Here is a 15,198-nt window from a genome sequence, read left to right as displayed (position 1 = left end):
AATAAAAAACATTTTAAGGCATGAATAAGGCCCTTCAACATAAAATTGCATTGGATTACTGGCTGGAAAAAACAGGCCGGCCCGGACCGCAGGAAATCAGGGCTACGGCCCCTGCCACGCTACAGCATGCTGCAGGCGCATCCTTGTCTTTCCCGATTGGGCAGGAGCAGGCATCAGCTATAAAAAAAATCAGCAACGACAGCGAGCCGGGTATTTATCTCTGTTTCCTGGCTGCGTTTCATATCCTGGTTTATAAATATACCGCCGCCGAATATATCCGCGTAGCCAGTCCCGCGCCCCTGCTTAAGGAAGCAGCGGAAGATACGGGAACCATGTTCCTGGTCGCAATGCTCAGCCACGACACGGTTATCCGCGACCTGCTTTTATCCCTGCAGCGCGAATTAAAGGAAAGCTATCATCATAAACAATACGATGGCGACAAATTCAGGCAACAATACCAGGCTCTTTACGGCGCTTACAACAGCTTGTTTACCTACGCGCTCAGTTATGAACCTCTGACAGGAGCCGCAGTTTACCCGGAGGCAACGAAGCTTTCCTTTCATATCCGTAAAACAGCAACCACCTTTGAACTGGAGATCCAGTATGCGGCAACTTACGACAGCTGGTTCATTCGTCAGTTGGGGGCGCACTTTATGCGTGTGCTCTCTTTCCTTACCGAACAACCGGGTATAACCCTTAGCGAGATCAGGTTGTTGTTGCCCGGGGAGCATCACCTGTTGATCGAAACCTTTAATGATACGACGACCATCTTCCCAGGAAAGGATAAGACCGTTAGCGAGCTGTTTGAACAACACGCCCGGCAATACCCGCAACAGGAAGCTGTACGGTTTGGCCGGCAAATGCTTTCCTACAGCGAATTACAGCAACGTTCGTTACAAGTGGCTCGTTACTTAAGGGAGCAAAGAAAAGGGCCCGGTAGCCTGGTGGCGCTGGTTTGCGGCCGCTCGGAGCATATGATTGCCGGTATGCTCGGTATATGGAAAGCCGGCGCGGCTTATGTACCGGTAGATGCGGATTTGCCGGACGACCGGATCAATTATATATTGCAGGACAGCGGCTCGGACATCATCGTTACTACATGGGCTGTTTTCCGGGCACGGCCGGAGCTTTTTAAAAACGATACCGACCGGCTCTTCTTCCTGGACGAAAGGACAAGGGAAGAAGGCTCTTTGCCTGCCCCGGATATTACGGTGAGCAACGACCCCGGCGACCCGGCTTATGTTATCTATACTTCAGGCTCCACCGGTAAACCCAAGGGCGTGGTCGTGATGCAACACGGGCTGACCAATTTCCTGCTGGGGTATAAAAGCCGTTTTAAAAACAACTTTGGCACCGGCGACCGGGTACTGGCCCTGGCTAATATTGCTTTCGATGCCAGCATCGCAGAGATTTTTGTCGCCCTTACCAGTGGTGCGACCCTGGTCGTGCTGGACAAGGATCAGGTTTTTGATGCGGCAAAACTCGCCGCCGTTATCCGGGAGGAAGCCATTACGTATACCTATATCCCGCCCGTGTTGTTGAAAGATGTTTATACCTGTTTAAAGCCGTACGGCGCTGTCTTGCGGCTTAACCGCCTGTTTGTAGGGGTGGAAGCGATCAGGGATAACCTGTTGTACGATTACAGTATGCTGATTCCCGGCCTGGATATCGTAAATGCCTATGGGCCCACCGAAACAACGGTTATGGCCTGCATGCTGAACTATAAACCAGAAACGCCTTTGGGCGAAAATGTTGCTATCGGCACGCCCTTGCCCAATTACCGCATCTATATCCTCGACGACCGGCTGGACCCCGTACCACTTGGTGTGCCGGGAGAATTGTGCATAGCGGGTGCGGGTGTAAGTAAAGGTTATCTCAATAACGAAGCCCTGAGCCAGGATAAATTTGTACCTGATCCCTTCGGTACAGAAGGAAAAATGTACCGTTCGGGCGACATGGCCTGCCGCCTGCCGGATGGTAATATCGTATTCATCGGCCGTAAGGACAACCAGGTAAAGATACGCGGACATCGCGTGGAACCCGGCGAGGTGGAATCGGCGTTGTTGGGATATGCCTTGATCAGGGAAGCCGTTGTTGTCGCTTTTGATGATGATATGGGCAGCAAGTATCTCTGCGCTTATTTCGTGCCGGAATCGCCCGGGATCACGATAGCGGGCATACGCGCTTATTTATCGGGTTTATTGCCCGAATATATGATCCCCGCCAGGTTTGTAACACTGGATAAGATACCGGTAACCAGCAATGGCAAGACGGACCGCAGCAAACTACCGCGGCCTGAAAACGCAGTACGCAGGCTGGAAGCGCAGGACGAGCCCGCAAACGAACAGGAAGCGCAACTCGTGGATATGTGGCGCGATTTGCTGCAGGTAAGCGTGATCGGGGTAAACGATAATTTTTTTGAGTTGGGTGGCCATTCCTTAAAGGCAGCAAAGTTGATCACCATGATCCTGCGCGACTTCCAGGTCGAAATTCCTTTGCGCGAGATGTTCTCTTGTGGTACCGTGCGCAAGCTTGCCGGTTATATACAAAAGGCGGAAAAGACCCGGCAGTTTGAAATCCCGATTGCGCCTGCAGCGCCTTATTACCCCAATTCCTTTACCCAAACGGGTATTTACCTGAGCTGGCTCCTGAACCGGGACGCCATCAATTATAATATCCCTTCTGCCTTCCTGGTATCCGGCAATCCGGACATCCCGAGGCTGGAAGCTGCATTCCGCAACATCATAGAAAGACATGCCGTTTTAAGGACCGGCTTCCGGTTTATCGACGACCGGGCTGTTCAGTATGTTACTGATTCTTTTGCTTTCGGGCTGCCCGTGATACAGGCCCAAGGCTCGCTGGAAGCAGAAATGGCCCGTTTTGTACGGCCTTTCGACCTGGCGCAACCGCCCCTGATCCGCGTAGCCTTTATACAAACGGCGGAGGCCGAAAATGTACTGCTGATTGATGTGCATCATATCGTTTCCGACGGACTGTCCATCGACCTGTTGATTAAAGAGATTATTGCCTGTTATACCTCCGCCGGCTTGCCTGCCCTGACGATACAATACAAAGATTATGCGGTATGGCTGGAAGACTACCGTACAACAGCGGCCTTCGAAAGGCACAGGCAGCATTGGTTACAAATCTTCAGCGAAAGACCAAAGCCATTGAACCTGCCTTTTGATTTTCCCCGGCCGGAACAGAAAAGCCTGGAAGGAGGATTATATAGAATTACCCTCAACAAAGAGACCGTTGCCCGGCTGAAGCACATTGTACGCAGGGAAGAGAGTACTTTGTTCCTGCTGACCCTGACCGCCTATAACCTTTTACTGGCGTACTATACAGGAGAAAGTGATATCGTTATCGGAACACCGGTTGCCGGTCGTATCCATCCCGACCTGGATCACCTGATCGGTATGTTCGTGCATACCCTGCCGGTAAGAAGTAGGGTAACCGCGGAGCAGAGCTTTGCCGCCCTGATGGGGCAGGTGAAACAAACCTTCTTTGAAGCCATGGAGCATCAATTGTATCCGATGGATGAGCTTGCGGAGCAACTGGAGCTGGAACGCTCTGCAAGCAGGAATCACCCGCTGTTTGATACGTTGTTTGCATTTCAGAATATAGACATACAGGCACTCGAGCTGGAAGACGTTGCCCTGACGCCTTTAGCGCTGAATTATGCCAGTATAAAATTTGATCTTACGGTAGATATTACCGAGTCCGACGGCGAGTTACTGATGCTTTTCAATTACGCGGAAAGCCTGTTCCGGGAAGAGACCATTGTGGAGATGGCCGGGCGGTATCTCACCATATTGGAAACGATCGCACAGGCCCCGGATGAAACCCCGGCCGCGCGGGGACTGTTACCTGCAAATGCAATAGGGACCGGTGTAGCGCGGTACCTGGATGCAGGCGTAGATCAGCAGGCTTTATTCGAATACCTGGATATCAACATGGATGACTTTGAAGTGGCTTATCCCCTGACCACTACCCAGCGGGACATTTACCTGACCAGTGTCCGAGAGCCCGCGGAGCACAGTATGCGCCTGCTGGTGTTTTTTGAAATCAGGGAAAATATCGACATTCATTTATGGGAGCAGGCGATAGCCCGGGTTACCGCACAGGAGGCTGTTTTGCGCTCCGTAGTTGTCGCTAAAGACGCTATGCTGTTCCAGGCTGTGCAAAGGGAAATGCAACCGCAGTTTTCCTTCATCAATGTAAACCGTAGTGAAACTGCAGCCTCATCCATCGGGGCGCTGGTAAAAGAATATGGGGATGAAGACCAGGATGTCCGCAAGCCTCCTTTCAGGCATTATCTCTTTTGCATAGGCGATGCGCATTATGTTACTGCAGTCAGCGCCCATCACCTCTTTATGGACGGCACTTCCAGTAAGCTGCTTCTCGAGCAGATAGACAGGGCTTACCAGGATCTTCGTAAAGGCATAAGCACCGGTCCGGTACAGGAACCGTATGCCTACCGGGATTATGTATTTCAGCACTTGTCCCGGTTTGATACGCCGGCTGTTCAAAGCTTTTGGGAAAAGACGCTGAAAGAGGTACAGCCTTTGTCCTATGCCGGAGCGCTAAGCACGGCAGACAACGCTATTGCCGGCCGGCTATTGATTACTGCGGGCGATGCGCAGCTTATTACAAAGTACTGCAAGCAATGGCAGCTGAAGCCCCCTGTTTTCTTTAAAGCCATCTTCGCTCTTTTGACCCGCTACTATTGCACGGCTGACCAGGATTTTTGCATCCGGGAGAACAGGGCCGGACGCAGCCCGGCACAGTCTGGTATGCCCGGCGTTCTTTCCTATTGCTTTCCTATGTTGATAGCGGCCGACTGGTTTACAGAAGCGCTTACCTTCCCCGGGTTCTGCAGTCATCTGCAACAACAGCAGCAGGCAGCGCAAGCTTTCCGGTATATTTCCCTGTCGTTGCAGGACCGGCTTATCGGCGCAGAACCTTTGTCCTTTTTCTACAATTACCAGCCCTTTATTATACCGGGAACAGTGTCGGCAACCGGGCCGCTGCAACAGGTTTACCATATCCTCGACAACCAGGTAGAGCTTCGTGTGCGCGAGCTGGAAGCGACTTTTGAGCTGAAGCTTGATTATAACGAAAGGATATTTAATGGCTCGGGTTTCCTGGACCGGGTATACCATGTTATGATGCAGGTGTTGCAGCAGGAGGATAAACAGCTTCACGATATTCAATACTTAAAAATGTCTGAAATCCGCCAGCTGTCTGCATTTGGTACGCATGAGGGTGCAGCGGAGACGAAAAATATACTGGAATTATTTGAAGAACAGGTACAGGCACACCCCGGGAATATCGCCCTGGTGTTCGGCGACACCAGGATGACCTATGCAGGTTTACATACGGCATCTGATACCGTTGCCGCCTGGTTACAAAACAACGGAATCGGTGCAGGCGACATCGTAGCGCTGATGCTGGACCGTTCGGAGTGGATGGTGATCGGTTTGCTGGGTGTGTTGAAATCGGGCGCTGCTTACCTGCCTGTTGATCCGGGTTACCCTGCAGCCAGGATTGCTTACCTGCTGCAGGACAGCCAGGCCAAAATGGTACTGGTCAATGAATCCCTGGCGGACAAGCCGGAGGCTGCCGCAGCTATTGAACAAATTGCTGCTGATCCCGCCACGCACGTAAAGCAGCAGCTTAATCCCGGCCAGCTCGCTTACCTGATCTATACATCGGGTACCACGGGCGAACCTAAAGGCGTAATGATGGAACACGGCGCCCTGGCCAATATTGCCGGCGCCTGGCGTAAAGCTTACCAGTTGGACCGTTTCGAGCTGCGCCTGTTGCAGATGGCCAGTTTTTCCTTCGATGTATTCACCGGCGATGTGATCCGGGCATTGACCAATGGCGGCCGCCTGGTGATTTGTCCTGCCGAAACCCGGCTGGATGTGCCCACCCTGTACGGGCTCATCATCCAACATGGTATCAATATCCTGGAATCTACGCCGGCATTGGTATTGCCTTTGATGGATTACGTTTATGAATTTAAAAAAGATATCAGCTGTCTTAAATTATTGATCCTGGGTTCCGACAGCTGTCCCGCAGCCCGCTTCCGGAGCCTGCTGGAGCGTTTTGCCCCGGTAATGCGGATCATCAACAGCTACGGTGTTACCGAAGCCTGTATCGACTCCGGCTTTTATGAAACGGAAGCAGCTGCTGTGCCGGCATCAGGCAATACGCCTATCGGCAAGCCGTTACAACATTATCATTATTACGTATGCGATTCCGGTCAGCGTTTACTCCCGGTAGGCGTACCCGGCGAATTATGGATCGGCGGTGCAGGTATTGCCCGCGGGTATTGGCATAAAGCAGGGGTTACGGCCGCGCGGTTTATCCCGGATCCTTTCGGGACCGGGCGTGTGTACAAAACAGGCGACCGGGTACGGTGGCTGCCGGACGGTAACCTCGAGTTTTTAGGGAGGAATGATGACCAGGTTAAGATCAGGGGATTCCGTATAGAATTGGCGGAAATTGAAAGTGTACTGTTGCGGGAGCCACAGGTCAGAGATGCCGTAGTGACCGTTTATGGCAGCGCGGAAGACCAGGAACTGATCGGCTGGTATACCGGCGTGGCGGGGATGGATACAGCTGGCCTTACCCGTTGTTTGAAAGAACAGTTGCCCGCCCATATGGTGCCGGCGCACCTTATCCGGCTGGAACAGCTTCCGGTAACAGCCAACGGTAAGGTAGACCGTAAGGCTTTGCCGGATCCCTTGCACTACCTGGATCAAAAGCAGGCTGCGGCCGATATGCCGGCTACAGCAACGGAAACAAGCCTGCTTGACATCTGGAAAGATATCCTGAAGCGGAAAAACATAGGTATATCGGATAACTTTTTCGAATCGGGTGGGCAGTCTTTAAGGGCCATGATCCTGGTTTCCCGCATACAGAAAATATTTGCCGTGGAAATTTCCCTGAAAGACATCTTTAGCTATCCTACCGTCCATGCCCTGGCAAAACATATAGACCAGGCTATGGGCCGTCATTTTAGCGCCATTAAACCGGTTGAACAGCAGGATTATTACCCGCTTTCTTCGGCACAGAAAAGGATTTATGTCATCAGCCATTTTAAAGGGGCCGAGACCAGTTATAATATGTACGCAGGCTTCTGGATCAACGGTGCACTGGATATCGCCAGGCTGGAAGCGGTGTTTCAGCAATTGATCGACAGGCACGAAAGTCTCAGGACCGCCTTTGTGATTGTTGAGGATAAACCGGTACAGGTTATCCGGGAAGATATCGTGTTCCGGTTAAAGCATAGCATTGGTAAAGAAGAAGAGGCTGGGGCCGTAGTGGCCGGTTTTATCCGCAAATTCGACCTTTCCCAGGCGCCCCTGTTCCGGGCAGAAGTACTGGAAGTAGCGCCGGACCGGCATTTGCTGATGTTCGACCTGCATCATATTATTGGCGACGGCGTTTCTATGCACTTATTCATCCAGGAAGTAATGGCAGGTTACCAGGGTATACCGCTCCCCGGACTTAATATTCAATATAAAGATTTTGCTGCCTGGCAGCAATCCCTTTTTACAACAGGGGCGATCCAGGCGCAGCAGCAGTTCTGGGAAGAGCAGTTTAAAGGCAGCTTGCCCGTACTCGACCTGCCTGCCGATTTTCCAAGGCCATTAACCCAGACCTTCGAAGGCAGTTATGCCTCCTTTGACCTCGATCCGGTGCTGGCATCTGAGCTGATTGCATTCACGCAGGAAAGCGGCGTTACCTTAAACATGTTCCTGCTTGCCGTTTACAACATCCTCTTATCGAAATACAGCGCCCAGGAAGATATTATCGTGGGTACTGCCGCAGCAGGCCGCAACCATGCCGACCTGGAGCCGCTGATTGGTATGTTCGTCAATACATTGGCTTTAAGACATTATCCTAAAGGAGAAAAGCAGTTCCGGCAATTCCTGCAGGAAGTAAAAGACAATGCCCTCGCTACTTACGAAAACCAGGACTATCCTTTTGAAGAACTGGTGGATGCGCTCAACCTGAAAAGGGATACCAGCCGCAATCCACTATTCGATACCATGTTCCTCTATGCGGATGACATGGAACAACAGGAGGAGCCCGAAGGCTGGGATACAGAGCCGTTTAGCATGCCGGGTTCCGTGGCTAAGATGGATCTTATTTTCGAAGTATCCCGCTTGCCGGAGCAGATCAAGATCCTGATCAATTACAATACGGCCTTATTCACTGCGGCATCGGTTGAGCGGTGGATACAACATTATGTACATATCGTCCGCCAGGTTTTGGCCGATCCCGCTGTAACACTCCGGGATATTGTGTTGCCGGATGAGGAAGAATGCCAATTACTAAGCGGTTTTGGCGGTGTTCCCGAAGCGGCGACGCCGGGGTTGAGTCTGCCCGTACTCTGGGCGCAACAGGTAAAGCAAAGGCCGGGCGATATTATTATTGAAACCCGTAGTCACGGAAGCTTAAGCTTTGCGGAGATGGATCGCCGCTCAGACGCATTGGCCGCCTGCCTGGTAAATAGCTATGGCGTACAGCCCGGCGACCGCGTGGTGGTGATGTTGCCCCGTACGCCTGAAGTCCTCGTCAGCCACCTGGCCATTATGAAAGCCGGCGCCGCCTTTGTACCCGTTGATCCTTATGCGCCTGCACACAGGAGGGCTTACATCCTGGAGAACAGTGGGGCCTGCCTGGTTGTGTCCGACCGGGACCAGGACGACCTGGAGCTGCCTGTATTGAACCTGCATAAAGAAAGGGAACGGATCAAAGATGGGCTGTTCGCGGCTGCCGCTATAGATCCGGGAGACCTGGCCTATATCATTTATACCTCCGGCTCGACGGGTAACCCCAAAGGCGTAATGATGGAACATGGTAACGTTGTGGCGCTTAACCAGAATATGGAAAGCGTATTCGGGATAAAAGCAGGCGATAAACTGCTTGCCCTGGCCAACCTTACCTTCGATATGTCCATCCTGGATACCTTATGCTGCCTGGCTTCCGGCGTTTGTATCGTATTGGCGGATGATCATGAAGCCAATGACCTGGAAAAGATAACCGAACTGATAACACAACACGGGGTAACCGTGCTGCAATCCACACCGTCCCGGCTGCAATTGTTGTTTGAACGCTTTGGCAGCGACTGGGTACAACCCCTGAAAAAACTGATTGTAGGTGGAGAAGCCATGCCGGAAAAATTATTCCGTATCCTCAGGAATTGCAAAAATACCCGGGTGTTTAATGCTTATGGCCCTACGGAAACCTGCGTATGGAGCTCGGTGGATGAAATGACCGATGAACGCATCACGATCGGTGTTCCTTTAAAAGGGGACCAGGTCCTGATCCTGGATGCACAGGGACAGGTGCAGCCTTTACTGGTGCCCGGCGAAATTTGTATCGGTGGCGCGGGTGTAGGCAGGGGATATTGCGGCAATGAAGCCCTGACCAACGCGCAATTCATCCGTAATGAGCAGTTATCAACAGGCAGGATTTATAAAACGGGCGATACCGGAAGGTGGCTGCCCGACGGGCGTATCGAGTACATCGGCCGTATCGACAACCAGGTAAAACTAAGAGGCTACCGGATTGAACTGGGAGAGATCGAAAATGCATTATGCAAACAGGAAGGTATAAAAATGGCCGCTGCCATTATTGCCGAAATCAACGGGGAAAAACAGATCGTAACCTTTTACGAATCGGACCGGGAGTATAATTATGCAACCCTGCGGGCGCTCCTGGCCGATCATCTGCCCGGTTATATGTTACCCTTGTTCTGTATTTACCTGCAGGAACTGCCCCTGACGAGCAGCCGTAAAATAGACCGTATGGCCCTGGAGGCCCTTGCGCAAAAGCAGCAGGCTGCTGCCCGGCCTTACGAAGCGCCGGCCGGGGCCCTGGAAAAGCACCTGGCCGGGATATGGAAAGAGATACTGGAACTCGACCAGGTAAGCGTTACGGATAACTTCTTCGAGATCGGTGGCAACTCGATCAGGTTGATCCAGGTGTTGAACCGGGTTAAAAAAGAAATGGAGGTGACCCTGCCTTTAACCACAGCTTTTACTTATCCCACGGTAAGGGAGCTTGCCGTAAAAATAAAAATGATTGCCGAGTACGGACAGGTATCGGCAGAGGATTTTTATTCCGTGGTTAACCCGGGCAGGTCGAAAACGATTTTCTGCTTCCCGCCCGCCATCGGTTATTCCTTCGCCTATGCCGCGCTGGGTGAGTATTTGCCGGACTATACGTTGTACTGCTTTCATTTTGTGGAACAGGATAACAGGGCTGAGGTTTATCTCGACCTGGTTAATAAAGTGCAACCCGGAGATCCCGTTTTATTACTGGGCTATTCGGCAGGTGGTAATTTTGCATTTGAGATGGCCAAAGCATTTGAAGCGCAGGGCCGTGAGGTTTCTGACATCATCCTGATCGATAGTTATAAAACCTGGGTAAGCGAAGTGAAAACACCGGAAGAACTGGCGGAAACCATCCGTGTTTATTTTGAAAGTATTGACTGGTCGTTATTTTCCGTAGAACCCGAATACCTGGAAACCATACGAAAGACAACCCGGGATAAAATTTCCGCTTATTGCAGGCATATGGATGGTAAAACGGATTCTGGTGTTACTAATGCACGTATCCATGTTATTAAATCGAAAGAAGAGTGGGATAAGCCCGAAGTTAACCGGTATTGGGAAGAAAGCACCACCCGGGATTGTTATGTATTACGGGGCGGAGGGCTGCATATCGAGATGCTTTATCCCGAGTACCTGGCGCAGAATGCCGGCCTTATTGCAAGTATTCTGCAACAAGAGGGCAATCCTGTTGCATTGCGCGCGCTGAGCCAGCTGCTGGATTAGCCGCTTAAGAGATGCTTAGGGTATTTCGGGGTTACAATTATTGACGATCAGGCAGAATACCCGGGGGCATTTCCCATTTTATTGTTGGTGACAACACCAACAATGGCTAAAGGATACCCAGGCTCGTTTTCCATTTTATTGTTGGTGCCAACACCAACAATGGCGAAAGAATACCCAAGGTCGCTTTTCATTTTATTGTTGGTGACAACACCAACAATGGCTATCTTTTATGTAAATATCCAAAGCTATGCCCTACATACAACTGGAAGTAAGAAATCATTACCCGATTGAGACCAAGAAAGCCCTGGCAAAAGCCATCGGGAAAGCTTATGCTGAAATTATGGAGGCCGATATCCGGAGGATAACCGTTACCATCAGGGAACTGGGAGATGGTTCGATATGGAGATGCAGTGAAGATGAGCCATGGCCTGCGGCGATCATGATGTGTGATATCCGCTCCGGCCGGCCTGAGTCCATGCGCGAAGAACTTTCGAAAGCTTTGGTGCTGCTTTGCAATACGCATCTTGAGCTAGCTGTTAATGAACTAAACATTGAGTTTACACAGCACTCGGGTGATGAAATGTACCATCAGTGGCTCGGGCGGTTGAGTGACGACTGGAAACCCGGAGGCAATTAGCTGCTCCGGAAGGGTAGCATTAAATTAAGTGATTTGTGCGCAATGCCGTGACTGCCATTATACAGCCACGGCATTGCTTTTTTGTGAGTTCGGTGTGCCTTACCAGGTTAGATCTTTTATTTATCATAGGCTGTTTGGTCAATTATTGGCGATCGAGCAGAATGACCAGGAGCGCTTTTCATATCATTGTTGGTGACAACACCAACAAGGACGAAAGCATATCCAGGCTCGCTTTTCATTTTATTGCTGGTGACAACATCAACAAGGACGAAAGAATACCCAGGCTCGTTTTCCATTCATTGCTGGTGACAACACCAACAATGGCGAAAGCCGTGGATACTGTGCGCAACGTTCTTTGCAGGATACGTCGCTGGAAAGCGTGCTTTTTACCAATACTTCCGATCAGGCAAAAGAAGGACAAAGAAACATATCGGGACCGATAAAGCGACTCGTTTAATTGGGCCTTATTTTATTGCTCGCTGCGGCTCCGGGGGGCATAAAATTTACGGGGTCACCTGCGCCCACCGGGACCCGGAACTGCGGCATATTTATCATCCTGGATAGCCTAAACGTTCCCTGTTTATTTCCATTGAACAAACAGTATAGGAACACAGCTGCGGGCCAGATCTTTAAGACGCTCCGGAAATCCTGCCTGATCTTACATCCCGATAAGGTCCGGGATCGTGAGGTGGCGTCTATTATTTATATCTTTGTCTTATGATTTACCAAGACCGGCTTTACGGCGCTATCGGCATCCCTGCTTTCCTCGAACCCATTATAGCCAGTAAAACCTTCCAGCGCCTGGGCAACGTCCACCAGGGCGGCGCCGTTTTTTTAGTGGATGCGGCGATAGATCATACCCGCTTCGAACACTCCATCGGGGTAATGCACCTTGTCAGGTATTTTGGTGGAAGCGAAGAAGAGCAGGTTGCCGCTTTGTTACATGACGTGTCACACACCGCATTTTCTCATTTAGCCGATAAAGTATTCGGCAGGGCCGGTGAGGATTATCATGAAGAGCTTTTTATGGACCTTATCCTGCAATCGGAGCTTCCTGCGATTTTATCGCGCCAGGGCTTTAACGTAGATGCTGTTTTTAATGGGGACCACGGCCTGTTAGAACAACCTTATCCCTATCTCTGCGCCGATCGCCTTGATTATGCCCTGCGTGATCTCTGTATGGCAGACCTGCTGCCCAGAGAGGAAGCCCTCAGCTTTTTAGAGGATCTGCATGTAAATGCCGGCCGTATTGATTTCCGCACGGCATCAGCAGAAAATTGGTTCAGGGAAAAGTTCGATATGCTGAACCGGCAATATTTCAGGAAGCCGGAATACCTGTATGCAAATGACAAGCTGTCTGCACTGTTGAAGTATGCTCTGCAACAGGGTATCATTAAGGATGCAGACCTGATGACGGATGATAAAACCGTTATCGGCATATTGGAAAACAATGCTACGACCCGCCGGCTTTTGCATGATATACAAGCATTGAAGGACCTTGCCGGTTTCGATAGCCACGAGGCGGCCAAAGGATTGAAGGAACGTAAAATCTAATGGCTGAAAAGCGTCAATGGAATGCATACTATTCCCCGCAGTTTTAGGAACGCCCCCGTTTTGGCGCCGTGTTGATCATCCCTCCATCTGTTTTATAGATCGATCCATGCTTTTCTCAGCGAAAGCTGTTTTGCGGAGGGATTCCTGGTTGCTGTAACGGTTTGCTGTGCTGCATCATAATCCAACCCTACCTTTTGCAGCGTTTCTTTTAACGGAATAGGCTGCCCGTCTTCCACATAATCTTTAAAAAAAAGGCGGATCTCCGGGAAGGTCAATGAGGTAATTACCCGGAACAGGTCCTCATCCTTAAAAGCCTTTTCGGAACCATATTTTTTAATAAGCTTCTGCATCAATTCCTGTGTCCCCATTTGGCCATGCGATAGTTCCCTGAGGCGGATATCCAGGCATAAACCGACTAAAGCGCCCTTCTGGTAAAAATTCAAATACTGATCCTGCATCCTGATGGCATTCGTGCTCATAAGTGTCATCGATAATTTATTGTCGAATCCGTCCATGCCTTTAATTTTTCTCTCGATCACACCGAGAAAGGCCTGCAAGCCGATCATTTTCTCTTTTATGGGCATATGTATGGTGGCATATTCAGTCATGCCTTCATACAGCCAAAGGTGTTTGGATAAAACGGGATCGAGAAAATTAAAATGTTGTACTTCCCGGGAATGGATATTAAGCGGGGTGAGGATATGGAAAAACTCATGGGAGGCAACACCGATCAGGGCTTCGGGCAGTTTATCCAAAGCTGTCGAACCATACAGGCATACGGTAGAATTGCTGTGTTCCAGGCCATCGGTTAATAATCCTTTGGGTATTTGCTCCTGGTAAATAAGGAATGCATATCTGTCGACGGGCAATTGGCCGCCAAGATAGGCCTGTTGATTAAATAAAATGGTTTGCAGTCTGGCTGCTAAGACTTTCGAGTAAGACCGGTGTTCTTTAGAATAAAAAGATACCAGGACCTTCGTATTGCCGACCTGTATCCAGGTGGTATCGGGTATGCAGTACATTACGGGGGCATCAACCAGGCGGCGGTAATCCACAGCCCGGGCCTTATCTGTGGTATCATTCTGCCGGGTATACTGCAACGCAGAAGAGGCATAAAATCCAGGGTTCTTCTTTAGGGTTACTTCATAACCTCTATCGGGAATCTCTTCGAAATATCCTGTTACCGAACTGTAATTAAGGATGAAGAGGCTATCTTTTTTAAATATACTTTCGGCAGATTTTGCACCCGCTGTATGTTGCAGGAGGTTGTCCCAGCCACCGGATACCTGATAGCTTATTTTGCCAACATGCTCCAAACCCTTTATAGACCAGCTATTGGTGTCGACGCGATGAACAGGCAGCTGTGCCCCGGTTTGGTCGAAGGCCTGGAATGCTGAAATATGTTGACCAAGGTTCAAGGCATCATAATAACCCGGAACCATCCTGGGTATGATAAACTTACCGGTCTGCAGCTGGTTTTTGGGCGGCACCAGGGTCACCTGCACTTTATTGTCGGCTACATTTAATAAATCGATGTGGTATTGGTATACATCGGTTGGCAACTGCGCCGCTAGTTGTAGAGAAACCACCAGCATTACGATGAGCAACAGGAGTCTGTTCATACTTTATAGCAAAAAAATAAAATGAATAATGCCCGTGAGTTTAATAAGCGGCTTATTGTAATGCCCTCTTAAGGGGCAAAAATAGGTATGTTTCTTTTGGGAAAAGCATTTGAACACACGCAATAAAACGGGCGAAGCATTCGGCGCCGGTTTTTATTAATGTTGTTTTTTACGTTTAACAGCTAAACGTAGTGGTTTTGTGGTAAATAAAAATCCTTGATTTTTGGTATTGGGCAGACCAGGGGTTCACGATACATTTGGCCTAAAATAAATACCTCATGAAAAAGAAAAAAGTAGTGGTTAAGCTGAACCTGGAAAAGCAAAGTATCGCCCATCTTACCGACCGGGTAACCGGGGGAAGAGGCTCGGTAGCTTCGGTATGTTACTCCTGCATGTCGCAATGTTTGTGTAATCCGCCCCGGTAATTGTTACGCTGTTCTTCGTAATCCAAGCGTAACCCTTGTTAGGGTACCCAAACAATCGAAAACAAAGCCATGCTGTATACAGCATGGCTTTGTTTATA

6 protein-coding genes are annotated in these 15,198 nt (G+C 50.1%); 4 read left to right on the top strand and 2 right to left on the bottom strand.

Features of this window, described 5'->3' with window-relative positions; genetic code table 11:
• Window positions 1–20 precede the first annotated feature (20 nt).
• Entirely contained in the window at window positions 21–10,862 is a 10,842-nt protein-coding gene (locus B0I18_RS18875) for an amino acid adenylation domain-containing protein (protein WP_106524305.1), read from the top strand.
• A gap of 47 nt (window positions 10,863–10,909) precedes the next feature.
• Here the strand turns inward: B0I18_RS18875 and B0I18_RS25135 are convergent, their stop codons facing one another.
• Entirely contained in the window at window positions 10,910–11,053 is a 144-nt protein-coding gene (locus tag B0I18_RS25135; RefSeq protein ID WP_181358527.1) for a hypothetical protein, read from the bottom strand.
• A gap of 56 nt (window positions 11,054–11,109) precedes the next feature.
• Between B0I18_RS25135 and B0I18_RS18870 the strand changes: the two genes are divergently transcribed.
• A complete protein-coding gene (locus B0I18_RS18870; RefSeq protein ID WP_106524304.1) occupies window positions 11,110–11,499 on the top strand; it encodes a tautomerase family protein in 390 nt (129 codons plus the stop codon).
• Between the two features lie 717 nt (window positions 11,500–12,216).
• Window positions 12,217–13,053: an HD domain-containing protein gene (locus B0I18_RS18860; RefSeq protein WP_106524302.1), complete on the top strand. Its 837-nt coding sequence runs from the start codon at window positions 12,217–12,219 to the stop codon at window positions 13,051–13,053.
• Between the two features lie 92 nt (window positions 13,054–13,145).
• On the opposite strand, the gene B0I18_RS18855 is transcribed toward B0I18_RS18860, so the two are convergent.
• Entirely contained in the window at window positions 13,146–14,675 is a 1,530-nt protein-coding gene (locus B0I18_RS18855) for a M61 family metallopeptidase (protein WP_106524301.1), read from the bottom strand.
• 278 nt (window positions 14,676–14,953) lie between these two features.
• On the opposite strand from B0I18_RS18855, the gene B0I18_RS25130 reads away from it, so the two are divergent.
• Window positions 14,954–15,100, top strand: a complete 147-nt coding sequence (locus B0I18_RS25130; protein WP_181358526.1) for a hypothetical protein — start codon at window positions 14,954–14,956, stop codon at window positions 15,098–15,100.
• Window positions 15,101–15,198: the final 98 nt, after the last annotated feature.

This window comes from Taibaiella chishuiensis, from assembly GCF_003014535.1.
In the GTDB taxonomy this organism is placed as follows: Bacteria; Bacteroidota; Bacteroidia; order Chitinophagales; family Chitinophagaceae; genus Taibaiella; species Taibaiella chishuiensis.
Note: the sequence above shows the minus strand (reverse complement) of the source record. Positions and strands in the feature narration are given on the sequence as shown.